The sequence below is a fragment of the Rhizobium sp. CB2179 genome, from assembly GCF_057653455.1.
Genome location: NZ_CM172781.1, coordinates 321,824 through 347,997 on the forward strand (window position 1 = coordinate 321,824; position 26,174 = coordinate 347,997).

A 26,174-nucleotide genomic window follows, 5' to 3' on the forward strand; every position below is an offset into this window, starting at 1 on the left:
GAATGTCGTACACTGTAAAAAATCTGAACGAGGGGGATCGCGAGCTGATCGCGTTCCGCATCGGGGATCAGGAATTTTGCGTGAACATCATGTCGGTTCGCGAAATCCGCGGCTGGACCCCGGCGACCGCGATGCCGCATTCGCCTGGCTATATGCTGGGTGTCATCAACCTGCGCGGCGCGGTGCTGCCGATCATCGATCTTGCGGCCCGGCTCGGCATGAAGCCGGCCGATCCGACTGCCCGTCATGTCATCATCGTCGCCCAGGTCCGGCGTAAGGTCGTCGGCCTGCTGGTCGACGCCGTTTCCGATATCCTGACGGTGACCGACGAAACCATCCAGCCGACGCCCGAGATCTCCTCCGAGCTCGAGCGTCAATTTGCCCGCGGCATTCTCGCCATCGAGAAGCGCATGATCTGCCTGATCGAACTCGAATCCCTCTTTCCAGAGACCGAAAGCGAAGCCGCATGAGTGTAATGGGCGCAAAAGATCAGAGACAGGGATCCGACGAGGTCCTGGCGAGCGGAGAATATCCGCTGACGCGCCGCGACCTCACTGAAATCGCCGCAATGATCTATTCGGATGCCGGCATCTTCCTCAACGAAACGAAGGCGTCGCTCGTCTATTCGCGCCTGTCGAAGCATATCCGCAATCTCGGCCTGTCCGGCTTCCGGGAATATTGCGACCTCGTCGCTTCGCCGGCCGGTGCTGCGCCGCGCCGCGAGATGCTTTCGCATCTGACGACCAATTTTACTCGCTTCTTCCGCGAAAACCATCATTTCGATCACCTGCGCGACCATGTCCTGCCGGAGCTTCTGCAGCGGGCGAGATCGGGCGGCAGGGTGCGCATCTGGTCGGCCGCCTCTTCCGACGGGCAAGAACCCTATTCGATCGCGCTGACGGTGCTGTCGCTGATGCCGAACGTCGCCGATTACGACTTCAAGATCCTGGCGACCGACATCGACCCGAAGATCCTCGCGATCGCCCGCGCCGGCGCCTATGACGAGAGCGCGCTCGAAACCGTATCGCCCGCCATGCGCAAACAATGGTTCAGCGAAGTCGAGATACAGGGCCGCCGGAAGTTCCAGGTCGACGACCGCGTCAAGCGGCTGATCACCTACAACGAGCTGAACCTGATGGCGCAATGGCCGTTCAAGGGCAAGTTCGACGTCATCTTCTGCCGCAACGTCGTCATCTATTTCGACGAGCCGACGCAGATGAAGATCTGGCAGCGTTTCGCCGGCCTGCTGCCGGAGGGCGGTCATCTTTATATCGGTCATTCCGAGCGTGTTTCGGGTGAGGCAAAACACGTCTTCGACAATATTGGCATCACGACCTATCGCTACACGTCCAAAGGTCTCGGGAGGAAGGCATGAGCGCTCCAGCAAGGGTTCTCGTTGTTGACGACTCGCCGACGATGCGGGGGCTGATCACCGCCGTCTTGAGTTCCGACCCCGAGGTCAACGTCATCGGCCAGGCCGGCGACGCGCTGGAAGCGCGGGAGGCAATCAAGCGGCTGAACCCCGACGTCCTGACGCTCGACATCGAGATGCCGAACATGAACGGTCTCGATTTCCTCGAAAAGATCATGACGCTGCGGCCGATGCCGGTGATCATGGTATCCACAATGACCCATCGCGGCGCCGAGGCGACGCTTGCGGCGCTGGAGATCGGCGCGTTCGACTGTGTCGGCAAGCCGGCGCCGGGCGAACTCAGGCCGTTTGGCGACCTCGCCGAGAAGGTCAAGGCCGCCGCGCGCACGCAGCGCCAATATTCCCAGCCCGTCGCCGCCGTCGCGCCACCGCCCTCGGTTGCCGACTTCCGCGTCGGCCGCAAGATCGTCGCGATCGGCTCGTCCACCGGCGGCGTCGAGGCGCTGATCGCCGTGCTGCAAAAGTTTCCGGCGAATTGCCCGCCGACCGTCATCACCCAGCATATGCCGCCGACCTTCACCAAGAGCTTCGCCGAACGGCTGAACCGCCTCTGTGCGCCGGTGGTGCAGGAAGCGACCGACGGTGCCCGTCTCGAAATCGGCAAGATCTATCTGGCGCCCGGCGGCGAGCGTCACCTCCAGGTCAGCAACGCCTCGGCACCATGCTGCCGACTCATTGACCGGGCACCGGTCAACGGTCACCGCCCCTCGGTGGACGTGCTATTCGATTCGGTCGCTGAACTGGCGGGCCGTAATGCCGTCGGCGTGATTTTGACCGGAATGGGCCGCGATGGCGCCGCCGGATTGTTGAAAATGCGCCACGCCGGCGCCAGAACGCTCGGCCAGAACGAAAAAACCTGCGTCGTTTACGGAATGCCAAGGGTTGCCCACGAACTTGGCGCCGTTGAGCAGCAGCTGCCGCTGTCTGCCATTGGTGAAGAAATATTGAAAATGACAGCCGCCCGAAAGGAAGGGACCGAATAAATGTCGATCGCGGAGAAAATCAAAGTTCTGATCGTCGACGATCAGGTAACGAGCCGGTTGCTGCTCAGCGACGCGCTGACCCAGCTCGGTTTCAAGCAGATCACCTCGGCCGGTGACGGTGAGCAGGGCATGAAGATCATGGCCGAGCAGCCGCACCACCTGGTGATCTCGGACTTCAACATGCCGAAGATGGATGGCATCGGCTTCCTTCAGGCCGTGCGCACCAACCCGAACACCAAGAAGGCGGCCTTCATCATCCTGACCGCCCAGGGCGACCGCGCACTGGTGCAGAAGGCGGCCCAGCTCGGCGCCAACAACGTGCTCGCCAAGCCGTTCACGATCGAGAAGATGAAAGCGGCCATCGAAGCCGTGTTTGGAGCCCTGAAATGATCACTGAGGGGGCAGCCCGCCGCGTGCACATCATTCAGGGCGAGTACAAGGTTCTGAACGATCCGAATGCGGTCCTCTCGACCATTCTCGGTTCGTGCGTGGCTGCGTGCCTCAGAGATCCTGTCGCCGGTGTCGGCGGCATGAACCACTTTCTGCTGCCCGGTTCGGCGACGTCGCCGACATCAGGCGGCGATGCCACGCGCTACGGCGTGCATCTGATGGAACTGCTGATCAACGGTCTCTTGAAGCAGGGCGCCCGGCGCGACCGGCTGGAGGCAAAGATCTTCGGCGGCGCGAAGACGATCTCGACATTCTCCAATGTCGGTGAGCAGAACGCGGCCTTCGCCGTGCAGTTCCTGAGGGATGAAGGCATTCCGGTGGTCGGTTCCTCGACCGGCGGAGAGCATGGACGCAAGCTTGAATATTGGCCGGTCTCCGGTCGTGCCCGGCAATACCCCCTGACCGGCGCCGAAACGCAGAGAACCGTCGCTCTCGAGCAGCGTCCCGCCGCTCCGCAGAAACCCGTCGAAACCAGTATCGAATTTTTTTGATGGCGAGGATTTTCATATGACATTTACCCAGATGATGGAGCCGCCCGCGCCTGTCGAAGCGCTGAGCGACATCCTGATGCGCATCGTGTCCGAACTGCACGATGTCGCCTACCTCATCGAACGCATCGAGCCCCAGCTTCTCGACCTCGGCAGCGCCGAAATCCTGAACTCGCCGGATGCCATGAAGGTCATGCAGGGCATCGATCTGGCCGTGCAGAAATCACGCGGCCTTGCCGAATTCATCGACACCATCACCGGCGAAATCCCGCACGGCTGGGCAGTCGACGTCGCAACCGCGCTCAGCCTCGTCAAACTGGCAGAGATGCAGAAGGCATTGGGCGGGGCCACACGCCACGGCCATTCCCAGCCATTGAGCAAGGCAGCCGGCGACTTCGATTTCTTCTAGAACGCTCCGTTTTTCTCCGACTGACGGAAACGCTCTCTCCTTGTTCTTGCGCTATCCCGGACGCAAAACCGCTGCGCATTTTTACTGGAATTACTTTAGGCCTTTTCGCTCCCGCACGCTCTCACGAAACGCTCGCACAAGTTTCGCCGACTATTCGTCTGATGAGGCAATAAGCCTGCTTTGTCTTTGACGAATCGTGCGAGAACAGAATGAATCTGTTAAATCAATTAGTTCAGATCTTTAAGAACTTCGGTTCCCTTGGCCGAACACGCCTGATGATTCTGGGAGGCGTCGGTGCCGTTTCCATTGCAATCGTCCTTGCGGCCGCTCTTTTCGTCAACAAGCCGGCACAGGAAACACTCTATGTCGGTCTGGATTCGCCCGATCTCAACCAGATCAGCATGGCGCTTGCCGAAGCCAACATCAATTTCCAGGTCGGCACCGACGGCACCAGCATCAGCGTTCCCGCTGGAATGACGGGCAAGGCCCGCCTGATGCTTGCCGAGCGCGGCCTGCCGAACAGCGCCAATGCCGGTTACGAACTCTTTGACAATGTCGGCTCCCTCGGCCTGACCTCCTTCATGCAGGAGGTGACGCGGGTTCGAGCGCTGGAAGGCGAAATCGCCCGCACCATCCAGTCGATCTCGGGCATCACCGCCGCGCGCGTCCATATCGTCATGCCGGAGGTTGGAAACTTCCGGAAGGCGGAGCAGAAGCCGACCGCATCCGTCATGATTCGCGCAAGCGCTACCACCGGGCGCAGCGCGGCGACCTCGATCCGCCACCTCGTCGCCTCGGCCGTGCCGGGGCTTGACGTCGATGACGTCACCATCCTCGATTCCGCCGGCCAGCTCCTCGCTTCCGGCGACGAGGCGAGCAACAGCTCGCTGAACCGCTCGCTCAACATCGTCCAGAACGTTCAACAGGAAGTCGAATCCAACATCGACAAGGCGCTGGCACCCTTCCTCGGCATGGACAACTTCCGTTCCAGCGTCACCGCCGATCTCAACACCGACGCCCAGCAGATCCAGGAAACGACCTACGATCCCGAATCCAAGGTCGAACGTTCGGTCCGCTCGACCAAGGAAGCCCAGCAGTCGCAGCAGAAGCAGTCCGATAGCGCGACGACGGTCGAGCAGAACATTCCGCAGGCGGCTCCCGAGGCCGGCGGCTCCGCCGGGCCCGAATCGCAAGACAAGTCCGACAAGCGCGAAGAGCAGACCAACTACGAAATCAACAGCAAGACGACGGCGACGACCCGCAGCAGCTATAAGGTCGAAAAGCTTTCGATCGCCGTGGTGGTCAACAAGGGCCGCATCGCCAAGATGGTCGGTGAGCCCGCCGACCAGACAAAGGTCGACGCCTATCTCGCCGAAATGCAGAAGATCGTCGCTTCGGCGGCCGGCATCGACGCCAAGCGCGGCGACGTCGTCACCGTCACGGCGATGGACTTCCTCGAAAATCAGCTGCTCGAAGACGCCACCGGTGGTGTCCGCGTCATGGATATGCTGAGCCGCAATCTGGCCGGCATCATCAACTCGCTCGCCTTTGTCGCGGTTGCCTTCTTGGTGGTCTGGATGGGCTTGCGGCCACTGGTGCGCAGCGTCAGCGGCAACGGCAGCTCTGCGGCTTTCGGCGACGCGACGCCGGAAGCGGCCGGCCTCGAGCTTCCGGACTTCGCGCCTGCATCGGGAGCACCCGGAGGCGCTCTCATGGACGGCTTCGGGTCCGACTTCGGCTTCGACAGTACCGAGGACCTGCTCAGCCTCGGCGACGACGACGGAAACTTCAATCGGCGCGTCAAGGAAGGCCCGGAACGCAAGCTTTCCCGTATGGTCGAGATCAACGAGGAACGCGCCGCGAAAATCCTCAGGAAATGGGCGATCGACGAAGCAGCGTAAAACAAAGGCCGGGCAACCGGCCTTTTTTCATGTCGGTACCGAAGCTTGATTCCCGAACCGCTGTTTGCTGAAAAGCCGTGACTGGAGATGCAAGAGACCCGGCATGACATCAGGGTCGGGAATTCGAATAAGACGTTAGACCCGACAACTGAAATGCGGCTGTAGCGCAACTTAATGAGATGGACTCGCGTAAAACGCGAAGCAAGTTGCGATACCGCCAGAATCACCTTAGCCTCCCTCTATCTGAAGGCTGGAACGAGTGGTCGAATCAGTGCATTGGCGACAGCGAAAGTAAATCCCTAGAAGTCGGAGATGGTGATTTGCATCGACTGGCTTACCCTTAGGTGATTCGAAATGGGATTCGAGCGGAAGTTGACTTGAATCCCTTACAGAAAAATTGCTGTTGCACCGAGTTCGATCGTTTCTCAGCCGCAGGACATTGCCAGTGGATATGAATGTAATTCAGGCGAGCAAAGGCGAGAGGCAGATGGCGAATTTCGCGAGTGCGGCGGTGCCGGATCTGTTGCCGCGTGATGAGCTGCTCCAGCGCCTCCACGGCGTCGCCAGCACCGGCAGGTTGCAGTCTGGTCTGCGCGCACTGACGGACTACGTGGGTGCTTCGTACTACCTTCTGGCGCGCTGCGATCTCCTCCAGGAAAGTGGCCTCGATTTCATCGTTTCGTCTGACTGGCCTTTCGACCTGGTCAGGGACATCGCCAATGATCTGGTCCGCGGCTATGCCCGGTCGACCGAGCTGGAAAAATGCATGCAGGTCTTCCAGCCGAGTTTTGCTCTTCTGCCTGACAGTGCCGAGGTCCCGGATGGCGCCAGCCGCCAATATTGTTCGGTGACCTTCAATGTCGGCCGGTCGCGGCTGGCCTTGATGTTCCTGTTCGGGGAGGGATTCATCCTTTCGCCGGAGCGCCTGCGCGATGTAGGCTTGCTTGCAGGTTATGTCGCGAGCTTCCTTCGCTGCGGCGGTACGAAGGTCGATCGCGATTTCGAATTGACCGACCGCGAGCTGGAATGCCTGTTCTGGATCGCCGAGGGCAAGACCAGCGACGAGATCGCGATGATTCTCGGAATATCCCGCAATACCATCAACAACTACATCACCAGCGTGATGCGCAAGACGGCGACCAAGACCCGGTCCGAGGCCATTGCCTTCGCCGTCCGCAATAATCTCGTATAGGGGGATATATGGGTTATCCATCAGGCAGGACCATGAGCAGCGCCGAGCAGCTGCGCATGGTACGTGTGAACAGGATTTCCAGCCGGTCCGATCTTTTTCCGCGGCTGATCGCGATGCAGAAGCTCGCCGATGCGCAAGGCTTCGCGATCTTCCGCGTCAGCGGCTCGGGCATTCCGGCAAAGCAGCGGCTTGTCTGCGAGCTCGAGAACTGGGGGTCTTCCAATGCCGGTTTCGGCAAGGCCTTCACGGATGCCTACGGCGATATTCTTCTCGACCATATCGACAAGTCGCTGCTGCCGCTCTCATGGGCAGGCGGTTACGACCGTGCGGCACCCGGTCCGGCGGACTTCTCGCCGTTCATGACGCGGCTGCAGGACGGTATTCTGCCCTTCTCCGGACTTGCCTTTCCGGTGCGGCTTGGCGCCGTCGGCAACGGTTTCATCCTTTTCACCGGCGATGAGATCGATCCTTCGAGCGATACCATCGTCGAGCTGCACGGTCGATGCTGCCATATCATGATGGATCTGCTCTCGCTCGACGAGCGCCGCACGGCGGCTGCCGAGGCGCTCAGCGAACGCGAGATCGCCTGTCTGCAATTGGCCGGCGACGGCCGCATCAGCGAAGAGATTGCCGACAAGCTCGGCCTGTCCGTGCACACCGTGAACGCCTATCTCGGCTCGGCGACCATCAAGCTCGATTCCGTCAATCGCATCCAGGCGATCGCCAAGGCGATCCGGCTCGGTTATATCAGCTGAACCCGCGCGGTCGTTTTCAGCGTCGCGCGTTTTTTCAGACGCGCAAGCGACGCTGTAACGCTTTGAATTGCTGTCCAAGGCGAATGCGAAAGCTCGGTTGTCTTGAAAGATGTCAGCCGGCCAGCGTCTGAGGCGGCTGGTTGATGCTGTAACGCGATTCCCGAAGGCTTCTTCTGAGGAATATGGTGTTCTCGTCAGGATCCGCTGAGGGGTTCTGGAAGGCGATATGATTGATCTCGATGCCGGCGTGGTCTTCGGCAAGGGTGAGCTGTGCGTAGACGGTGACGCCGCGTGGCTTGATTTCCAGATCGAGAACGACTTCGGGCTTGCCGCCCCATTCCAGAGTATAATTGCCGCCCAGGCCGAAATTCACCGTGCCCGGATGAAAGAAAAGCTCCGCCGCCGAAGCGACGAGATCGGAAAGGTTGCCGTAATACTCGAAGCGCAGCAGTGAAATAAGGTCAGAAGCATCCAGAAGGCGCAGTTCAGTAGCGACCGGGCTGATCGCGTCTGCGAGGATCTTTTCACGCTGGGTAGAGTGAGGGCATTTTTTCATTCGGCTTATCTTACCCGTTTGTTCTTGGCGTCCGCAGCGTAGACCCGGTGGATGAGCTCCGCTACCGCCTTATAGAAGACTGACGGGATGACACTATCGATCGAGACTTGCGCAAACATGGAGCGCGCAAGGGGCGGATCCTCGAACACCGGTATGCCGTTCTTCTCGGCGATCTCCCTGATTTTGAGCGCAATCAGGTCCTGACCCTTGGCCAGCACCACCGGCGCATCGTTCTCTTCGCGCGCGTAACGCAGCGCCACCGCATAGTGCGTCGGGTTAGCGATCACCAGCGTCGCGCGGTGGACGTCGGCGATCATGCGCCGGCGCGCGCGGTCGCGCATCAGCGAGCGCTGCCGGCTCTTGACGAAGGGGTCGCCCTGCGCCTGCTTGTTTTCTTCCTTCACCTCGTGCCGCGTCATCTTCAGCTCGGTGAACCAGTGATGGCGCGTCCAGAAAAGATCGGCGATTGCCACGATCGCGGTGGCGATCAGCATGACGATGATGATCTTGCGCATCGCCGCCATCAGTCGCACCAGAATCGTCTGCGGATCGGAGAACATCGCGTCGATCGAACCGAAATATTCGCTCCTGAGCACAAAGAACAGGATCACCCCGACGACGACCACCTTGAACAGCGACTTTCCGAATTCGACCAGGCCGGGCACGCTGAAGAGCCGTGACCAGCCTTTGATCGGCGAGATACGCGAGGCCTGCGGGCGGATGCGTTCCAGCACCAGTGTCGGCAGATTCTGGAAGACGGAGGAGGCGACGCCGAACACCATGAACAGGATGAAGGCGGGCGCCACCAGCGCCGCACTTGCCCAGCCGAGCCGCACGAATAGTGCCAGCACATCCGGCCCCGTCTCGATCTTCCATTGGTCGGGCTGTTCGAAGATGTCGCGCAGCGTTTCACTCATGCGTCCGACGCTGTCGGGAAGGAAGAATACGAGGTAAATGAAGGTCGCGAGGATGGTCGCAAAGATCGAAAGTTCGCGCGAAGACGGCACGTTGCCCTTTTCCGCGGCATCGCTTTGCTTTTTCGCGGTTGGGGCTTCTGTTTTGCTGTCCTTGTCATCGTCTGCCAAGTCGCGGCCCTCTTCAAAGAAATAGGCCGCAGCTAATGCATGCCGCCAAAAACGTGTAGCGCTTTTGGGATGACGACATGCATCAGAACAAAGACCTAAAGCGCGTCGCAGGAACCGAGTTCTATGCGACGCGCTTTAGAGCACGGTCTGTTGCTGGAAGGGTAGTCGCCTGTGGCACGGCGATCAACAGCCGCCGTTCGACATGCCGGATTTGTCAACAGTCTCGAAGCGCCAAAGCATGTCGCGCAAAAGTGTGCAGCGGTTTTGCGACAACGACATGCGTAAAAACAAGGACCTAAAGCGCGAGGAGCGAATCTGAAAGATCGCGGCGCACTTTAGGCGGCCGCCGAAGCGTCGCCTTCCTTTTCCTTGAGCTCGATCTGGCCGGAATTGGCCAGGCGAATCGCTTCCTGCGCCACGGCGCGGCGGGCAATCGCGATCTCGCGCGGATTGACGCCGCCCATGCCGCTCTGCAGATCCGATTCGATCATGCGGCGCTGGCGTGGGCTGATGGCGGAGAGAACCGATTCGCGGATCTCGGGGGGCGACCCGCGTAGCGCGACGGTGAGCACATCCGTCGAGATGTCGTTGAGCAGCATGACGCGGCTGCGCTGCGGCATGTACATGAGGTCCTCGAACAGGAAGATCTTCGGGCGAACCTTGTTGACCGATTCGCGGCTGATCGATTCGAGCGAGCTGAGCAGCGTGTCGACCTGCGGCTTGTCGAGTTCGTTCATGAGATCGGCGACCTTCGTCGAGCCGGCCGCATTGCGCTCTGCCTCGACTTCGGCAAGCAGCGTCATGACCTGGTTCTCGATGATCTGCGCAGCCTTCGGGCTGACGGTCTTCATATTGACCGTTCTGTTCATGATGTCGGCGCGGCGGTTGTCGGGAAGCTGCAGCAGCACCTTGGCGCCGAAAGAGGAGGGCATCATTGAAAGAATATAGGCGACGGTCTGCGGATGCTCGCGCAGCAGGAACTGCGCGACGAATGTCGGCTCCGCCTCGCTGAGGCGATCCCAGATCGAGGTTTCGTAGGCCTGGAATGCAGTGCGGCGGCCGAGCAGGCTGTCGACCTCGTCGGGCGTCAGGCCTTCTTCAAGAATGGCTTCGATTGCCTTGGCATTGTCCATCAGTCCGGCGCCCTCGGTGAAGAGGTCTTCGAACTCGGAGACGAGCAACAGCAGCTCGTCCGGCGGAATGGCGCGCAGCGACTGGGCGGATGAGATAATGGTCTGCAGTTCGGCCTGGGTGAAATATTTCAACAGCCGGCCGGCGACTCCCTTTCCCATAGCGAGAAGAACAGCCGCCGCCTTTTCAGCCTGGGTCAACGGTTTCCCGGCTAATGCGCCGCCGAAATCGTCAAAGTCCATCATGGTCTAACCTCTCCGTCCCACACAGGGATCAGGCTTTTTTCGTACTCAAAACTTCAATCAGCTTCACACCGAATCGCGTGTCGTCGTTATCAAGCACCGTAATTTCGCCGCGTGCAATCCTGCGGCCGTTCACCATAATCTCGACCGGTTCGCCGATTTTCTTATCGAGGGCGATCGTCGCCCCTTCATTGAGGTTCATCAGGCCGGAGACCTGCATGCGGCTGGTGCCGAGCATGATCTGGACGTCGATCGGGATGTCCATGATCAGGTCGAAGTTCGAATTCAAAGCGCTGCCGAGTGGAGCCGGTGACTCCTCGAAGGAGGGGCTGCTGCCGAAATCCATGCCGGCAGCCGAGCTCGCACTGCCGCCGAAATCGCCGCCGAAATCGTCGCCGCCGAAAGGACTTTCCGAAGCCTCGCCGCCGAAGGCCGCCAGGTCCGTTCCTGCTGCGAAGGGGTCGCTCTGCGGGTCGTCGCCAAACTGCGGCAGGTCGCCGTCGGCATCCTGCTTCAGTACGCCGCGCAGATCGTCGATCGCCTGATCGAGATCGGCTTCGCTGCCCGGAAGATCCAGGGAGAGGTCGCTGTTCTGCTGTGTTTTCTTCGTAGCCATGAAATCACTATTCCAGTTGAAACTTGCCTCAAACTGCCTTTGCAGCCCAAAAGCCAGAGAACCGATTAATTCATTAAATGACGGATGAGTTCGTCATCCGAGTTCATCGTATCCTTGACGCGGACCATGTAATTTTCGCCTGAACGCCCGAACTCGCACACATACAATTCCTTGCTGTTGGCGCTGACCTCGACCCGCACGTCGCCGTGGTCGCGGAACGGAATGACGTCGCCGACCATCAGCTTCGATATCGTGCGAAGCGTCAGGTCCTGCAGCCTGATCTTCGCCTCGAGCGTGACATGCGAGCGGCGGACCTGGTCGCCGAGCTGCTCAGTCCATTCCGGTGACTTGCCGGTGGCCTGGCGTTTCGGCTTCGGCGGCGTCACCTTGGTCTTGAGCAGCGCCGTCTGCGGAACGATCAAGGCGAATTCCGAAACGATGCCGGCAAGCGTGATCGACATGTTGATGGCAGCGGCGAATTCGTCCGGACGATCTTCCGGCGGCCGGGCGCGCGCGTCAAGGGCGTGCGGGGCCGAAAGGCTCGGTTCGAAGCCGCCCGGCGCGTTGACGGCCGAGCGCAGCACTTTGGCGATCTTGTCGAAGACCATGACCGCCAGATCGAGCTCGATGATCGAAAGCAGCCGGTCGGCCGGTTCCTCGATCGTATCGGCGGTGGCGCCGAGCAGGTGCTCCATCAGCGTGATGACGAAGCCGTTGCCGCAGGCAAGCGTGATGTTCTGCGACCAGTTGCGCAGCGTCGCATCGACCAGCGTGACGTTCGCGCTCAGATCTTCGATCAGGTGGTTCTTGTAGCCGATCTCGCAGCCGAGATAGTTGACCGTCACGTCGAGGCCGGTCTCGCTTTTGATGACGTCGGGAAAGAATTCGCTGTAGATTTCCCCGAAGGAACTGCAGATCTTGGCAACTCCGCCTCTGTCGCCGAGCCCGCCTGTCAGCTTGGCGAGAAGGGCAGGATCCATTGCCGGTTTGTCGTGCGAAGCATTGCTCATAGTCATTTAAGCCGCCTTGTTTTCGCCACCAGGGTTCATCATTTCCTGCTCGACCGCGTCGATGGAAGGACGCTCGTAAGCCGAGATCGTCTTGCGGCCGTATTCGAGAGCGACCTGCGGCACCGAGCCGTTCATATAGGCAAGCAGCGTCTGCTTGACGATGACGTAGAGGCGGTGCTGCTTGTTGCGCACGACCTTGATCTGGGAGACCAGCGGCGAGCAGACGCAGTAGGACAAGAGAATGCCGAGGAAGGTGCCGACGAGTGCCGAGCCGATCAGATGACCGAGCACTTCGGGTGAATCGTTGATATGGGCCATCGCCTTGATGACGCCGAGAACGGCCGCGACGATGCCGATCGCCGGGAAGGAATCGCTCATGATCTGGATCGAGTGGTAGGGCTTCATCTTGTCGTGCATGATTGTGTTGAGCTCTTCGTCCATCAGCGCCTCGATCTCGTGGCTGCGGGCGTTGCCGATGATGATCAGGCGCACGTAGTCGCAGATGAACGCCGTCAGCTCCTTGTTCTTCAGAACCGTCGGAGCCGACTGGAAGATTGTCGATTCGGCCGGATTGTCGATATGGGCTTCGATTTCGTTTCGCGACTTGGTGCGCAGGTCGCGCATCAGCGAATAGAGCACGCCGAGCGTATCGAGATAATTGCGTTCCTTCGGTACGGCGTGCCGGAAGGCTTCGCTGAGCGCTTTGCCTGAGTCCTTCACCACCTTCATCGGGTTCGCCATGATGAAGCTGCCGAGGCCGGCGCCGCCGATGATGAGGAATTCGAAGGGCTGGAACAGCGCGTCCACTTCGCCGCCCATCGCCATGAAGCTGCCGACGATACAGCCGCAAGTCACTATAAATCCGATAATGATGTTCATCGTCAGCCCAATCTGAACGTTGCTTTTCTTTTAGACCGATAGGGTTTCTGCCTTGCGTGAGGCTGATGAAAGGCCCGATCGCAAGGCATTTCCGCGTGCCAGCTTCGCGCAAGCATCTGCCGTCAGTCTAAAGAAGACGAATGGGTGCCCGCGCCCGTTTCTGAGATGCCGCCTCAGCGAAATCCCGGCCGAACCACATGAGACGACCCCCGGCTTTTCGTTCCGTTCATCGCCAATGCTTGGAGCTTACCGACATGCAATCCGGTCTTTATGTTTCTCTGTCGTCGCAGATGGCTCTCGAAAAGCGTCTGAACACCATCGCAGACAACATGGCGAACGTGAACACGACGGGTTTTCGCGCCACCGAGGTGAAGTTCGATGAGATGGTGGCGGCCACTAAGAACAAGCTGAACACCAAGGTGGCCTTCGTTTCCCAGGGCAACGACTACCTGAACGAGGGAAATGGCGAGTTGCAGCACACCGGCAACATGCTCGATTTCGCCATCAAGGGCGATGCCTGGTTTGCGCTCGATACGCCGGCCGGCCGCGTTCTGACGAGGGACGGCCGCTTCACGATCAAGGATACCGGCGAACTCGTCTCGATAAGGGGATATCCGGTTCTTGACGCCGGCGGCGCGCCGATTCAGCTCAACACGAAGGGTGGCGAGCCGGCCGTCGGTACGGACGGCATCATCTATCAGGCCGACCGCCAGGTTGCTTCGCTCGGCCTGTTCGAGGCCGATATCAGCAAGGGTTACCTGCGTTACGAAAACAGCGGCATCATGACCACCGACCAGCCGCGCGCCGTCGTCGACCGCTTCAATGTCGGTGTCGAGCAGGGCTATCTCGAAAACTCCAACGTCAACGCCATGCGCGAGATCACCCAGCTGATCGAAGTCAACCGCGCCTTCGAAAGCGTCTCATCGCTGATGCGCGACAGCGAGGATTCCTTCAAGGAAGCCGTCCAGACGCTTGGCGGCAGCCGCTAATGCATGTCGTCCAAAAGTGTTTGGCGGTTTTGAGAGAACGAGATGCACAAGAACAAAGACCCAAAATACGTCGCATGCCGCGAGCTGCACGCAACGTATTTCAGGGCGGGATTTGAAGCATGAGCACCACGCTACTGTCTATGGACGGTCTTTCTCCGAAGCTGGCGCATCTGGCGGGCCTCGTCGACCGATACGCATCGCCGGAGTTTGCGGTTGCCCATGGCGGTCGCGTGCAGACCATCGCTGCCGGCCACTACACGGTTCACGGTCTCTCCCGCCACGTTCGTCTCGGCGAGTTCGTGGCCCATAAATCGGCGACCGGCATCCATCTCGGCGAAGTCGTGCGCGTCGAGCCGGAACTGATCTATGTCTGCCCGATCGAACCCGGCGAGCCGATCGGCATCCACGATACCGTCATCCGCAAGGGCGCCTTCCGCATTGCACCGACGGACAGCTGGTGCGGGCGCACCGTCAACTCGCTCTGCGAGCCGATCGACGGGCTGGGCCCGATCGCCGAGGGCCTCGATCGCCGCTCGATCTCCAATACCGCGCCGCCCTCGATGACCCGCAAGCGTGTCGAGACCGGCTTCAAGACCGGCGTACGCGCGATCGACATCTTCTCGCCGCTCTGCCTCGGCCAGCGCCTCGGCATCTTCGCCGGCTCCGGCGTCGGCAAGTCAACGCTTCTTTCCATGCTCGCCCGCGCCGATGCTTTCGACAAGGTTGTCATTGCGCTTGTCGGCGAACGCGGCCGCGAGGTGCGCGAATTCATCGAGGATACGCTCGGCAGCAATATGAAGAAGGCGATCGCCGTCGTCGCCACCAGCGACGAGAGCCCGATGCTGCGCAAGATGGCGCCGCTGACGGCGGTCACTATCGCCGAGCATTTCCGCGACAAGGGCGAGAACGTCCTCTTCATCATCGACAGCGTCACGCGTTTCGCCCATGCGATCCGCGAGGTGGCGACCGCCTCCGGCGAGCCGCCGATCGCGCGCGGTTATCCCGCCTCCGTCTTCACCGAGCTGCCGCGCCTCCTGGAACGCGCCGGTCCCGGTCCCGAGGGCGCCGGCACCATCACCGCGATCATCTCGATCCTTGTCGACGGCGACAATCACAATGACCCGATCGCCGATTCGACCCGCGGCATCCTCGACGGACATATCGTCCTGCAGCGCAGTCTCGCCGAAGAAGGGCGTTATCCCCCGATCGATCCGCTCGCCTCGATCTCGCGTCTTGCCCGCAAGGCCTGGACGCCGGATCAGGAAAAGCTGGTATCGCGGCTGAAGGTGCTGATCCACCGTTTCGAAGAGACGCGCGATCTGCGCATGATCGGCGGTTACCGTCAGGGTGCTGATCCCGATCTCGACATGGCGATCAAGCAGGTGCCGATCATTTACGACGTCCTGAAGCAGTCTCCGGGCGACCGCGACTCGCTCGACGCTTTCGCCGATCTCGCCGGTGCGCTCAAGGCTGCAGCCGGCATGGGCAATCAGGGCGCCCCTATTCAGAGGAGAGGCTAGACGTGGCTGATTTCGACGACGAACGCATTGCTTCCCTGAAGCAGCGCAGGAAAGCCGCCATCCTGGATCGGTTTCTGACCTTCGCCGGCCTGGCGCTTGCCGGCGCCTCCGCCTTCTTTCCCTGGTACGTCTTCTTCAACGCGGACAAGTTCGGCATCAATGTCGCCAGCAGCAGCAATTCGCGCGAACTGCCGGACTGGCCGGCCCGCAACGTCTTCAGCGTCTCGCCGCTTGCCATGGTCAACAAGAACGAAGCGGACAAGAAGGCCCCGCCGATCGATCCGCTGACGACGGCGACGGTCTCCGATCTCGGCAAGGAGCGCGATGGCCGCGCTATACAGGAGGATCAGCCCTTCCCCGGCAAATCGTCCTTCCGGCTGTTGCATGTTTCCAACGGCCGGGCGCTGATCGAGGATCCCTCCGGCATGTATGTGGTGCGCATCGGCTCGATCCTGCCCGATGAAAGCCGCCTTGCGACACTCGAGCAGCGCGACGGCAAATGGGTGATCGTCACCTCCAAGGGCGAGACCTACCAGAACAATTGAACCTGTCCGCAAACGCGGAAGGCAACAGGGGCTCCGCCGTGACCGGCCGGAGCCCCTGTTTTTTACTGCGTCATTCCTTAAATCGATTCCGATTTGGGGAAATGACGCAGCAATTCAGAGAGTTACAGCGTCCTGGCGCATCGGCAAGACGCGCGGCGCCGTCATAGCGGCGGCCTTCGCCGAAAGCCGCCTCGAAGCCTGAATTCCCGTAAGTCCCACGCAAGATTACCGCACTAGGTTCGGGACAGTAAAAACGGAGAGTTCTCATGCAACCGATCCAACTTTTCGACTTGGCTTCGCGGCAGGCGGAATGGCTGACGATTCGTCAGCAGGTTGTTGCCGGCAACATCGCGAATGCCAATACCCCGAAGTTCCACGCCAAGGACGTTACGCCCTTTGATGCGGTGCTCGACAATTCCAATATCAACATGGCGCGCACCAATCCGGCGCATCTCAGCGGCAACGATTTCAGCGACAGCGGCGATATCGACGTCAAGGATGCCGCGCTCGACCAGGAAATCGGTGTCCAGGAATCCGGCAATACGGTCGGTTTGGCCGAGGAGCTCTCCAAGTCGGGCGATATCAAGCGTCAGTACGATCTGAACACCTCGCTGGTCAGTTCCTTCAACCGCATGATGTTGATGACCGTCAGGAAGTAAAGTTATGGATCCGCTTTCAGCAGCAATGAAAATCGCCGGTTCCGGGCTCGAGGCGCAGTCGACGCGGCTGCGCATCGTCTCGGAAAACATCGCCAATGCCCGCTCGACGGGTGACACGCCCGGTGCCGATCCCTATCGTCGCAAGACGATCACCTTCGGCCAGCAGATGGATCGCACCAACGGTGTCGAGACTGTCGGCGTCAAAAAGGTCGGCGTCGACGAAGGCGACTTCAGCACTGAATTCGACCCCAGCAATCCGGCTGCGGACCCGAAGGGCGTCGTCAAACTGCCGAACGTCAATATCCTGGTTGAGATGGCCGACATGCGCGAAGCCAACCGCTCGTATGACGCCAATCTGCAGACCATCAAACAGACCCGCGATCTCATCTCCTCCACGATCGACCTCCTGAAGAGCCAATAATAATGATCAGCAGCGTCCAGAACGTCAGCAACCTTTCGATGACCCGTGCGCTCGGCGCCGTCGACACCGAAAATTCCACCTCGTCGTCTGCCGCCACCATGCCGGGCGCCGCAGGTGCGGCCAACGGCATGAGCTTCGCCTCCGTCATGGGTAACATGGCGAGCGACGCGGTCAGCAGCCTGAAGGGTGCGGAAAGCATGTCCTTTGCCGGTATCAAGGGCACGGCGACGACGCGCGAAGTCGTCGATTCCATGCTCCAGGCCGAGCAGACGCTGCAGACCGCGATTGCCATCCGCGACAAGGTCGTCTCGGCCTTTCTCGAAGTCACCAAGATGCAGATGTAACTGATTTGAGGACGAACACATGAGAGCGCTCGCCATCGCAGCAACGGGCATGGATGCCCAGCAGACCAATCTGGAAGTCATCGCGAACAACATCGCGAACATCAATACGACCGGTTTCAAGCGCGCCCGCGCCGAATTCTCGGATCTTCTCTACCAGACCGAACGTGCCAAGGGTGTCGCCAACCGCGCCAACCAGGCCGTCGTTCCGGAAGGTGCCAATATCGGCCTCGGCGTCCAGACCTCAGCGGTCCGCAACCTGCATCTCCAGGGCGAACTGACCCAGACCGGCAACGATCTCGACGTGGCGCTGATCGGCAAGGGCTTCTTCCAGATCCAGTCGACCGACGGGACGACGCTTTACAGCCGCGCCGGCGCCTTCAACAAGAACGACCAGGGCCAGCTCGTCACCATCGACGGCTACGAGGTACTTCCCGGCATCACCATTCCGACGGGCTCGACCGAACTGACGATCAGCCGCTCCGGCCAGGTCACAGCCAAGCTGCCGGGTGCGACGGAGGCAACCGAGCTCGGCCAGTTGACCCTTGCAGACTTCGTCAACGAGGCGGGTCTCCAGCCGCTCGGCGACAATCTCTTCCAGGAAACGCCGGCCTCCGGCGAAGCCGTCATCGGCAATCCCGACGAGGAAGGTTTCGCTTACATGAAGCAGGGTTACCTGGAATCTTCGAACGTCGACCCGGTGAAGGAAATCACCGAGCTGATCTCGGCCCAGCGCGCTTATGAAATGAATTCCAAGGTGATCACCACCGCTGACGAAATGGCCTCCATCGTCAGCAAGAATCTGAAGTAAAGGGAAGGGCCGAAACATGATGTTTTGCCGGGCAGGACACATCTCAGGATGGGTGGCAGCAGCCACGATCGCAGTCGCGGGCATTTTCTTGCCCGCGGACGTGGATGCCGGCATGGGTTATGCCGTCGTTCCGACGACGATCATCTATCCCGGCGACACATTGTCGTCCAGCCAGCTTCAGGAGGTCGAGGTTACCAACCCCAACCTCGCCGGCGACTATGCCAAATCCATTTCCCAGGTCGAAGGCATGGTCTCCAAGCGTACGCTGTTGCCGGGCCGGACGATTTCGGTTTCGGGCCTGCGCGAGGCCTATACGGTGACGCGCGGCTCTTCGATCCGTCTGGTTCTGTCGTTCGGCGCGCTGACGATTTCCGCCGCCGGCACGCCGCTCGAAGACGGCACGACCGGGCAGGTCGTCCGCGCGCGCAATATGGACTCCGGCGTCATCGTCAGCGGCACGGTGCTTGCGGACGGCACGGTCCATGTGAGGGCAAAATGAAATTGTTCTTCCGCTTCGTCACCCTTGTCGCGGTTCTCGCCATGAGTTTGGCTGATGTCGTGCCCGCCTGGGCGCTGACTTCCCGCATCAAGGACATCGCTTCCCTTCAGGCCGGCCGCGACAACCAGCTGATCGGTTATGGCCTCATCGTCGGCCTCCAGGGGACCGGCGACGGCTTCCGGTCCTCGCCCTTCACCGAGCAGTCGATGCGCGCGATGCTGCAGAATCTCGGCATCTCGACGCAGGGCGGCCAGTCCAACGCCAAGAACACGGCGGCCGTGATGGTCACCGCCAACCTGCCACCCTTCGCAAGCCCCGGCAGCCGCATCGACGTGACGGTGAGCTCGCTCGGCGATGCGACGTCGCTGCGCGGCGGCACGCTCGTCATGACCTCGCTTTCTGGCGCCGACGGCCAAATCTATGCCGTCGCGCAGGGTGCCGCCATCGTTTCCGGTTTTCAGGCGCAGGGCCAGGCGGCGACCGTGACCGAAGGTGTCACCACCGCCGGCCGCGTGCCCGGCGGCGCGATCATCGAACGTGAACTGCCGTCCCGCTTCAAGGACTCGGTCAATCTCGTCCTGCAGCTGCGCAACCCCGACTTCTCGACGGCGATCCGCATCGCCGACATCGTCAACGGTTATGCCTCGGCGCGCTTCGGCGGGCCGGTCGCCGAAGCCAAGGATTCGCAGGAAGTCGTGATCCAGAAGCCGCGCACAGCCGATCTCACCCGGCTGATGGCCGATATTGAAAATCTCATCGTCGAGACCGACACGCCGGCCAAGGTGGTCATCAACGAACGCACCGGAACGATCGTCATCGGGTCCGACGTCCGCGTCTCGCCGGTCGCCGTCAGCTACGGCACCTTGACCGTCCAGGTCACCGAGACGCCGCAGATCATCCAGCCCGAACCCTTCTCGCAAGGCCGGACCGCCGTCCAGCCGCAGACCGATATTGCGGCCGAGCAGACCGGCGGGCGCGTCGCCATCATCGATGGTCCGGATCTCAGGACCCTTGTCGCCGGTCTCAACAATATCGGCGTGAAACCGGATGGCATCATCGCCATTCTCCAGGGCATCAAGTCGGCGGGCGCCCTGCAGGCGGAGCTTGTGCTGCAATGATTGATATCATCAACCCTGACATGACGGTTTTGCAGTTGCTGCGCCGGCTGGCGCTGCCCGCCGCAGGCCTCGTCCTTCTGTCGATCCCCAGTGCCTTCGCGCAGGAACATGCGCCGGCCGGCGACATCACGTCCCAGGACGAGATCAAGCAGTTCTGCACCAACATCGCCGAGCCCGCCCGCGACCAGCGTTACCTCCTGCAGAAGCAGGAACTGGAAAAGCTTCGCGCCGACATTGACGCCCGCATGGCGGAAATGGACAAGCGCAAGGCCGAGTACCAGGACTGGCTGAAGCGGCGCGACGATTTCCTGAAGCAGGCGGAGGCCGGCCTCACCGAAATCTACAGGAAGATGAAGCCGGATGCGGCCGCACTCCAGCTGCAGGACATGAAGATCGAGGTGGCCTCCGCCGTGATCATGCGGCTCGGGCCGCGTCAGTCGAGCCTCATCCTCAACGAGATGGACCCTGAGAAGGCCGCGGTCATCGCCAGCGTCATCGCCAGTGCGTCCGATCCCAATACGTCGAAGGATCCTTCATGAATATGCGTTTCCCGGCCGCGATCGCCGCCCTCGCACTCCTTGCAGGTTGCCAGTCTCCTACGGCGGTCAGCGAGATCGGCCGTGCGCCTGCCATGAGCCCGATCGGCAGCGGCCTTGCCTACGGGCAGACGCCGCAGATGGCGCTTTATCCGAAACAGCCGCGCGCCGTGGCGCAGGGCTATTCGCTGTGGAGCGATTCGCAGGCCGCCCTCTTCAAGGATGCGCGCGCGCTGAACGTCGGCGACATCCTGACCGTCGACATCCAGATCAACGACAAGGGCTCCTTCGACAACGAGACCAACCGCAGCCGGAAGAATTCGAGCGGCATGAACTGGGACGTCAACGCCCAGATCTTCGGCTGGACGCCCGAGTCCAAGACCGACCTCACCTATGGTTCCGACACCAGCACCGACGGCAAGGGCAAGATCGAGCGCACCGACAAGCTCACCCTTCTGGTCGCCGCCGTCGTCACCGGCATTCTCGAAAACGGCAACCTTGTCATATCAGGCTCGCAGGAAGTCCGCCTGAACCAGGAACTGCGCATCCTGAACGTTGCCGGTATCGTTCGTCCGCAGGACGTCAATGCCGAAAACCAGATCTCCTACGACAAGATCGCCGAAGCCCGCATCTCCTACGGCGGCCGCGGCCGTCTGATGGAAGTGCAGCAGCCTCCGCGCGGCCAGCAGGCCGTCGATCTTTTCTCGCCGCTTTGAGGCTGAACGACGATGGCAGAGCCAGACGCAAGCGCAGGTCAATCGCAGAAGAAATCCGGCGCGCTGATGACGATCATCGGCATCGCCGTCCTGACCCTGCTCGGCGCCGGCGGCGGCTGGGCGGTCGGCACGATCGTCGCGCCCAACATCAAGGGCGCCAAGGAGGTCGAGCAGGCCAAGGATGCTGAGGCCAAGAAGAAGGCCGAGGAAGGCCTGGCGCGCATCTCGACCGAGGCCAACAACGTCGTCCAGCTCGAGCCGATCACCTCGAACCTCGCCTACCCCTCAGAAAACTGGGTGCGACTCGAAGTCGCGCTGCTGTTCAACGGGCCGCCGGATGTCAAGGTTTCCGAGGATATTCACCAGGATATCCTCGCCTATATCAGGACCGTTTCCCTCCAGCAGATCGAGGGGCCGCGCGGCTTTCAATATCTCAAGGATGACATACAGGAACGTGTTGACCTTCGCTCGCAAGGGCGGGTATCGAAGGTCATGTTCAGGACATTTGTCATCGAATGATTCGTCTCATAGTTTTCCTTGCCGCCATGATGGCGGTACCGGAACTGGCGGTGGCACAGCAGCTGCCGACTGACTTGTTGAACGTGCCGGTCGATGGCTCCGTCGCCGCCTGGATCATCCGCACATTCGGCCTGCTGACCATTCTTTCGGTCGCTCCGGGCATCCTGATTATGGTGACGAGCTTTCCGCGCTTCATCATCGCCTTCTCGATCCTGCGCTCGGGGATGGGCCTCTCCTCGACGCCCTCCAACATGATCCTCTTGTCGCTGTCGCTGTTCATGACCTTCTACGTCATGTCGCCGACCTTCGATCAGGCCTGGCAGAACGGCGTGCAGCCGCTGCTTGCCAATCAGATCAACGAGACCGAAGCGGTCCAGCGTATCGCCGAACCCTTCCGCACCTTCATGGCGGCCAATACCCGCGACAAGGATCTGGCGCTCTTCGTCGATCTGGCGCGCGAACGCGGACAGAATATCCAGACGACCGATCCGATCGACTACCGCGTGCTGATCCCGGCCTTCATGATTTCCGAAATTCGCCGCGGCTTCGAGATCGGCTTCCTCGTCGTGCTGCCGTTCCTCGTCATCGACCTCATCGTCGCGACCATCACCATGGCGATGGGCATGATGATGCTGCCGCCGACCTCGATCTCGCTGCCTTTCAAGATTCTCTTCTTCGTGCTGATCGACGGCTGGAACCTGCTCGTCGGCAGCCTGGTGCGCTCGTTCAGCTGACCGGCTGCCGCCGCTTGGATATTCGCCAATGAGAAACCCGCCGGATCGCTCCGGCGGGTTTCTCATTATGCAGCAATTCAAAGAGCTACAGCGTCCGTTACGCGTCTGAAAGACGCGCGGCGCTGTAGCGGTCGAAAAGCCTCATTCGGCCGCGAACGGCGCCGTGCGCGGCGGCAACGCCGGAATGTCCATGTGATCGGGGGCAAGACCCTGCTTGGCGCGCTCGGCCATGATTTGATAGGCCTGCTCCAGATGGTCGCAGAACCGTTCTGCGTCGAAGAGCGGCGCGGTATAGCGCTTCTCCTTGAGATGCGCCTTGTACTCAGCGATCCGTCCGGGATTCTCAGCCAGTTCGACAGCCATATCCTCATAGGCCTGCAGGTCGGGCGCGACGAGCTCAGGCAGGTCGATGGCCCTGAGCAGGCTCTCGCTGACGCGTGAGGCGAAGTTGGTGCCCTTGACGGTCAGGACCGGCAGGCCGCCCCAGAGCTGCTCCGAGGTGGTCGTGTGGCCATTGACGGGGAAGGTATCGATGCCGATATCGGCCGCCTGCTGGCGGTCGATGTGCTGTTCATAGGGCGCGCGGGGGCAGAAGATGATCCGCTTGGCGGAAATGCCCGCCGTCTGGAATTGCTTCAGGAGGTTTGCCTGGTTGCGCGGCGTATTCGCCATCAGCCAGAGCACGCTGTTCGGTGCGCGCTTGAGAATGCGGCACCAGCTGTCGATCGTCTCCGGCGTGATCTTGCGGTTACCGTTGAAGGACGCGAAGATGAAGGCGTCATCAGGCAGGCCGAGTTGCTCGCGGGTGACAGGACGCGGCTTCGGACGATGCATCGGGTCGTTCGGCTGGTAGCTCTCCGGCAGGCGGCAGAACTTCTCGTGGTAGAAGGGCTTGGCCACCTCGGGCAGGACGAAATGGTCGCCGATGACGTAATCGAGATCGACATTGACCGTGCTGCCGGGGAAACCGAGCCAGCCGACATGCACCGGTGCGAGCGGCAGGTTGAAGGCCGTCGCGCGACTGCCCGAAGTGTGGCCCTTCAGGTCGACCATGATGTCGATATTATGCTCGCGCACCGCTTCCAGCACCGCTTGATCGGAGAAGCCGTGAACGGTGACGATCCGGCCCCAGCGGCTGCGGTCGATCGTGTTGTGCTTGAGGTATTCCGGGCCCGTATGGCAGAAGAGCGTCACCTCGAACCGGTCCGTGTCGTGCAGTTCCAGGATGCGCTGCAATAGCTTCATCGTCGCATGGCGATCCCAGAAGTCTGATGACATGTAGCCGATGCGGATCTTGTCCGACCATGTGTGCGGTTGATTGCGGCGGAAGGCCACCCGTTCCTGGTTGAGGGGGGTGGTGCCGATCGTCGCATACCGGTTGAAGTCTTCATTGCCGCACCAGTGCAGATGATAGAACGGGTTGTCCTTGCGCAGGATCTCGATATCGCCCTTTGCAAGGGCCGCGTCGATTACCGCCTGATGCTTGCTCGCCTCTTCGAACTCATTGAATTCGCGGGCGAAAACAAGGTGAAGGAAGCGAAATGCGAGGTTGCCGGGAAAACGCTTGAAGATGTTGCGCGCGAGGTTCTGGTTGGTTGCGTCGTTCAGATCGTCGCTCAGCAGCAGGGCCGCCAGGCGCATATGATCGGGATTGGCACTCTGCGACAGCACCGTCTTGAACGGGCGGATGATATCCCGCTGCTGGCGCTTCAGATAGATCGCGGTGATGATGAAGGCGAGTTCCGCGTCTTCCTGCGCCTTGGTGAGGTTTCGCATGGCGATCAGCAGAGCATCGTCCTCGTTGCCGGTCTCGTAATGCAGCTTGGCAGCCTGTTTCTGGTATTCGTAGGAATTCGGTCCTTCGCAATTCCCGGCCAGGCCATAGGCTTTCGCGGCATCGGCCTTGAAGCCGAGCTGCACGAGGTTCTTGGCCAGCAGCGCATAGGTCTTGGCGTCCTGCTGGATATCCATCAACTGGTTGAGCGTCGCCAAGGACTGTGTGTAGCGGCCCATCTGGTAATCCTTGGATGCCGCAGAGAACGAAACTTTGCTGTTCAAAACCCAACTCCGTGAAGGAAATGTTCTGGCATGGCTGTCGATCGCCGAAGCGCGCATCGACCGTCCTCCCAAAAACGAGGTCAGTCCGATGATGCTATCCCGGCATCTGCCATACTGGCATTCGAAGCTTGCTTGAAACCGGTGGCACGATGAGTGCCTGCTTTGTCCGGAAAGCCTCGACTGTCCCAGGAAAACGCCCCTTCCGCCGGTAAAGTTTTCTTTTGCCGCTCGAATTCGGATGCCGAAAATTATCTTCAGCAGGCATTAACTAAGCCTTGTGAGAAGGCATTAACTATGCCCTGCGAGGAGCCGGCCGAGGGTCCGTATTTTTAAGGAGTTGGCAAGCATTGGCTGCGAGATTGCCCTGGACATGACGGGTTTGGGCCAAACAAAACAGGCGCCGAGTAGCATGAAGCTGGTCCGTCATCGCCGGTACTATAGTCCGGTATGTCCTCCTTTTTGTATCTAGTTTCCAGGGGACAGACTTATGACAAGCATTAACACGAATTCTTCCGCACAGGCCGCTCTCCAGACGCTGCGCAGCGTCAACCAGAACCTGAACAACACGCAGAACCACGTTTCTTCTGGTTACCGTGTTGAAAAGGCTTCGGACAACGCTGCTTACTGGTCGATCGCAACGACCATGCGTTCTGATAACAAGGCTCTCTCGGCCGTCTCCGACGCTCTCGGCGTAGGCGCCGCCAAGGTCGACACTGCTTACACCGCCATGGACAGCGCCATCGACGTCGTCGGCGACATCAAGGCGAAGCTCGTTGCCGCCACTGAAAACGGCGTCGACAAGGCCAAGGTCCAGGAAGAAATCGGTCAGCTGCAGCAGCAGCTCCTGAGCATCGCTCAGTCGGCTTCCTTCAATGGGGAAAACTGGGTTGCCGGCGCTGACGGCACCAAGAGCGTCGTCTCCTCGTTCGTCCGTGACGGCTCCAACGCCGTTTCGATCACCACGACCGACTATGTTCTCGACAGCGGCTCTGCAGGCAACGTTCTGTTCGGCATGAGCGGTGGCTCGGTCGAAACCTCCACGGGTATCCTCGGTACTTCGAGCGGTGCGACCGGTTCGATCTACGCGATGGACATCACCAGCTTCACCGCCGGCCAGATCCAGTCGGCTCTGACCAACGTTGAAGCAGCTCTGAAGTCCATGACCAGCGCAGGCGCTGCTCTCGGCTCGCTCTCCAGCCGCATCGACGCCCAGGACGACTTCGTGTCCGCTCTCAGCGACTCGATCGACTCCGGTGTCGGCCGTCTCGTCGACGCCAACATGGAAGAAGAGTCCTCCAAGCTCAGCGCCCTGCAGACCCAGCAGCAGCTGGCGATCCAGTCGCTGTCGATCGCGAACTCCTCTTCGCAGAACATCCTGTCGCTCTTCCGCTAAGACCGGTCGACACAAGGTTTCCAAGTTTCGCGGCCGGGTCATCCCCGGCCGCGAAATATTTTAATATAAGGTTAATGAAAATCCTTCTAAGCCTCAGATATTTTTAAGTAATTTCCAATTCGAATTCAGCTTTCCTTAACCATCTTGGTGTTTTCTAGGCCCATCGAAACGGCGAGTTAACCTTAA

30 protein-coding genes are annotated in these 26,174 nt (G+C 60.5%); 23 read left to right on the forward strand and 7 right to left on the reverse strand.

Annotated elements, in window-relative coordinates; all coding sequences use genetic code 11:
- Nucleotides 1-2 precede the first annotated feature (2 nt).
- From AC244Q_RS01620 to visR, 9 genes are all read left to right on the forward strand, one after another.
- Nucleotides 3-470 (forward strand): chemotaxis protein CheW, encoded by a 468-nt coding sequence (locus tag AC244Q_RS01620; RefSeq protein ID WP_012756045.1) that lies wholly within the window; start codon nt 3-5, stop codon nt 468-470.
- On the forward strand, nt 467-1,375 hold the full coding sequence (cheR, locus tag AC244Q_RS01625; RefSeq protein WP_012756046.1) for a protein-glutamate O-methyltransferase CheR: 909 nt from the start codon (nt 467-469) through the stop codon (nt 1,373-1,375). Before AC244Q_RS01620 ends, cheR begins: the two co-directional genes overlap by 4 nt.
- The gene (gene cheB, locus AC244Q_RS01630; RefSeq protein ID WP_003556486.1) at nt 1,372-2,415 is read left to right on the forward strand and encodes a protein-glutamate O-methylesterase CheB; all 1,044 of its coding nucleotides are present in this window, start codon (nt 1,372-1,374) and stop codon (nt 2,413-2,415) included. The genes cheR and cheB overlap by 4 nt, the downstream gene beginning before the upstream one ends.
- Entirely contained in the window at nt 2,416-2,805 is a 390-nt protein-coding gene (locus AC244Q_RS01635) for a response regulator (RefSeq protein ID WP_003556488.1), read from the forward strand.
- Nucleotides 2,802-3,356 (forward strand): chemoreceptor glutamine deamidase CheD, encoded by a 555-nt coding sequence (gene cheD / locus AC244Q_RS01640; RefSeq protein WP_003545509.1) that lies wholly within the window; start codon nt 2,802-2,804, stop codon nt 3,354-3,356. The genes AC244Q_RS01635 and cheD overlap by 4 nt, the downstream gene beginning before the upstream one ends.
- Nucleotides 3,357-3,372: 16 nt before the next feature.
- Nucleotides 3,373-3,762 carry a chemotaxis protein CheT gene (gene cheT, locus AC244Q_RS01645; RefSeq protein ID WP_017992935.1) on the forward strand — a complete coding sequence of 130 codons (390 nt, stop codon included), beginning with the start codon at nt 3,373-3,375 and terminating at the stop codon, nt 3,760-3,762.
- A gap of 209 nt (nt 3,763-3,971) precedes the next feature.
- A complete protein-coding gene (gene fliF, locus AC244Q_RS01650) occupies nt 3,972-5,663 on the forward strand; it encodes a flagellar basal-body MS-ring/collar protein FliF (protein WP_012756049.1) in 1,692 nt (563 codons plus the stop codon).
- A gap of 445 nt (nt 5,664-6,108) precedes the next feature.
- Entirely contained in the window at nt 6,109-6,855 is a 747-nt protein-coding gene (visN, locus tag AC244Q_RS01655; protein ID WP_128406388.1) for a transcriptional regulator VisN, read from the forward strand.
- 8 nt (nt 6,856-6,863) lie between these two features.
- Nucleotides 6,864-7,610, forward strand: coding sequence for a transcriptional regulator VisR (visR, locus tag AC244Q_RS01660; RefSeq protein WP_012756051.1), 747 nt, complete (start codon nt 6,864-6,866; stop codon nt 7,608-7,610).
- Between the two features lie 112 nt (nt 7,611-7,722).
- Here the strand turns inward: visR and AC244Q_RS01665 are convergent, their stop codons facing one another.
- The 6 genes from AC244Q_RS01665 to motA all read right to left on the reverse strand — a co-directional run bounded on the left by AC244Q_RS01665 (nt 7,723) and on the right by motA (nt 13,129).
- Nucleotides 7,723-8,166, reverse strand: coding sequence for a hypothetical protein (locus tag AC244Q_RS01665; protein ID WP_012756052.1), 444 nt, complete (start codon nt 8,164-8,166; stop codon nt 7,723-7,725).
- 5 nt (nt 8,167-8,171) lie between these two features.
- Nucleotides 8,172-9,251: a flagellar biosynthesis protein FlhB gene (flhB, locus tag AC244Q_RS01670; protein ID WP_012756053.1), complete on the reverse strand. Its 1,080-nt coding sequence runs from the start codon at nt 9,249-9,251 to the stop codon at nt 8,172-8,174.
- A gap of 335 nt (nt 9,252-9,586) precedes the next feature.
- Nucleotides 9,587-10,627 (reverse strand): flagellar motor switch protein FliG, encoded by a 1,041-nt coding sequence (fliG, locus tag AC244Q_RS01675; RefSeq protein WP_012756054.1) that lies wholly within the window; start codon nt 10,625-10,627, stop codon nt 9,587-9,589.
- Between the two features lie 28 nt (nt 10,628-10,655).
- Complete coding sequence (gene fliN / locus AC244Q_RS01680) at nt 10,656-11,240, reverse strand: flagellar motor switch protein FliN (protein ID WP_012756055.1); 585 nt, start codon at nt 11,238-11,240, stop codon at nt 10,656-10,658.
- A gap of 65 nt (nt 11,241-11,305) precedes the next feature.
- Complete coding sequence (locus tag AC244Q_RS01685) at nt 11,306-12,256, reverse strand: FliM/FliN family flagellar motor switch protein (protein WP_012756056.1); 951 nt, start codon at nt 12,254-12,256, stop codon at nt 11,306-11,308.
- Nucleotides 12,257-13,129, reverse strand: coding sequence for a flagellar motor stator protein MotA (motA, locus tag AC244Q_RS01690; RefSeq protein ID WP_003556508.1), 873 nt, complete (start codon nt 13,127-13,129; stop codon nt 12,257-12,259). It abuts the gene before it with no gap.
- Between the two features lie 254 nt (nt 13,130-13,383).
- On the opposite strand from motA, the gene flgF reads away from it, so the two are divergent.
- From flgF to fliP, 13 genes are all read left to right on the forward strand, one after another.
- Complete coding sequence (gene flgF / locus AC244Q_RS01695; protein WP_012756057.1) at nt 13,384-14,118, forward strand: flagellar basal-body rod protein FlgF; 735 nt, start codon at nt 13,384-13,386, stop codon at nt 14,116-14,118.
- A 119-nt stretch (nt 14,119-14,237) separates the two neighbouring features.
- A complete protein-coding gene (fliI, locus tag AC244Q_RS01700; protein ID WP_017992941.1) occupies nt 14,238-15,638 on the forward strand; it encodes a flagellar protein export ATPase FliI in 1,401 nt (466 codons plus the stop codon).
- A gap of 2 nt (nt 15,639-15,640) precedes the next feature.
- The gene (locus AC244Q_RS01705) at nt 15,641-16,183 is read left to right on the forward strand and encodes a hypothetical protein (RefSeq protein WP_012756059.1); all 543 of its coding nucleotides are present in this window, start codon (nt 15,641-15,643) and stop codon (nt 16,181-16,183) included.
- 266 nt (nt 16,184-16,449) lie between these two features.
- Nucleotides 16,450-16,842 carry a flagellar basal body rod protein FlgB gene (gene flgB, locus AC244Q_RS01710; protein WP_012756060.1) on the forward strand — a complete coding sequence of 131 codons (393 nt, stop codon included), beginning with the start codon at nt 16,450-16,452 and terminating at the stop codon, nt 16,840-16,842.
- Between the two features lie 4 nt (nt 16,843-16,846).
- Nucleotides 16,847-17,263 carry a flagellar basal body rod protein FlgC gene (flgC, locus tag AC244Q_RS01715; protein WP_003556520.1) on the forward strand — a complete coding sequence of 139 codons (417 nt, stop codon included), beginning with the start codon at nt 16,847-16,849 and terminating at the stop codon, nt 17,261-17,263.
- A gap of 2 nt (nt 17,264-17,265) precedes the next feature.
- The gene (gene fliE, locus AC244Q_RS01720) at nt 17,266-17,607 is read left to right on the forward strand and encodes a flagellar hook-basal body complex protein FliE (RefSeq protein ID WP_003556525.1); all 342 of its coding nucleotides are present in this window, start codon (nt 17,266-17,268) and stop codon (nt 17,605-17,607) included.
- A 19-nt stretch (nt 17,608-17,626) separates the two neighbouring features.
- The gene (gene flgG / locus AC244Q_RS01725; RefSeq protein WP_012756061.1) at nt 17,627-18,415 is read left to right on the forward strand and encodes a flagellar basal-body rod protein FlgG; all 789 of its coding nucleotides are present in this window, start codon (nt 17,627-17,629) and stop codon (nt 18,413-18,415) included.
- Between the two features lie 16 nt (nt 18,416-18,431).
- Nucleotides 18,432-18,914 (forward strand): flagellar basal body P-ring formation chaperone FlgA, encoded by a 483-nt coding sequence (flgA, locus tag AC244Q_RS01730; protein ID WP_012756062.1) that lies wholly within the window; start codon nt 18,432-18,434, stop codon nt 18,912-18,914.
- Nucleotides 18,911-20,032 (forward strand): flagellar basal body P-ring protein FlgI, encoded by a 1,122-nt coding sequence (locus AC244Q_RS01735; RefSeq protein ID WP_012756063.1) that lies wholly within the window; start codon nt 18,911-18,913, stop codon nt 20,030-20,032. The genes flgA and AC244Q_RS01735 overlap by 4 nt, the downstream gene beginning before the upstream one ends.
- The gene (locus AC244Q_RS01740; protein WP_012756064.1) at nt 20,029-20,571 is read left to right on the forward strand and encodes a MotE family protein; all 543 of its coding nucleotides are present in this window, start codon (nt 20,029-20,031) and stop codon (nt 20,569-20,571) included. Before AC244Q_RS01735 ends, AC244Q_RS01740 begins: the two co-directional genes overlap by 4 nt.
- Nucleotides 20,568-21,284, forward strand: a complete 717-nt coding sequence (gene flgH, locus AC244Q_RS01745; RefSeq protein WP_003556536.1) for a flagellar basal body L-ring protein FlgH — start codon at nt 20,568-20,570, stop codon at nt 21,282-21,284. Before AC244Q_RS01740 ends, flgH begins: the two co-directional genes overlap by 4 nt.
- Before the next feature lie 12 nt (nt 21,285-21,296).
- Entirely contained in the window at nt 21,297-21,803 is a 507-nt protein-coding gene (locus AC244Q_RS01750) for a flagellar basal body-associated FliL family protein (protein ID WP_012756065.1), read from the forward strand.
- Nucleotides 21,800-22,537, forward strand: coding sequence for a flagellar type III secretion system pore protein FliP (gene fliP, locus AC244Q_RS01755; RefSeq protein WP_003556541.1), 738 nt, complete (start codon nt 21,800-21,802; stop codon nt 22,535-22,537). Before AC244Q_RS01750 ends, fliP begins: the two co-directional genes overlap by 4 nt.
- A gap of 141 nt (nt 22,538-22,678) precedes the next feature.
- On the opposite strand, the gene AC244Q_RS01760 is transcribed toward fliP, so the two are convergent.
- Nucleotides 22,679-24,652 (reverse strand): O-linked N-acetylglucosamine transferase, SPINDLY family protein, encoded by a 1,974-nt coding sequence (locus AC244Q_RS01760; protein WP_113548501.1) that lies wholly within the window; start codon nt 24,650-24,652, stop codon nt 22,679-22,681.
- A 430-nt stretch (nt 24,653-25,082) separates the two neighbouring features.
- Between AC244Q_RS01760 and AC244Q_RS01765 the strand changes: the two genes are divergently transcribed.
- Nucleotides 25,083-25,988, forward strand: a complete 906-nt coding sequence (locus AC244Q_RS01765) for a flagellin N-terminal helical domain-containing protein (RefSeq protein WP_012756067.1) — start codon at nt 25,083-25,085, stop codon at nt 25,986-25,988.
- Nucleotides 25,989-26,174 lie beyond the last annotated feature (186 nt).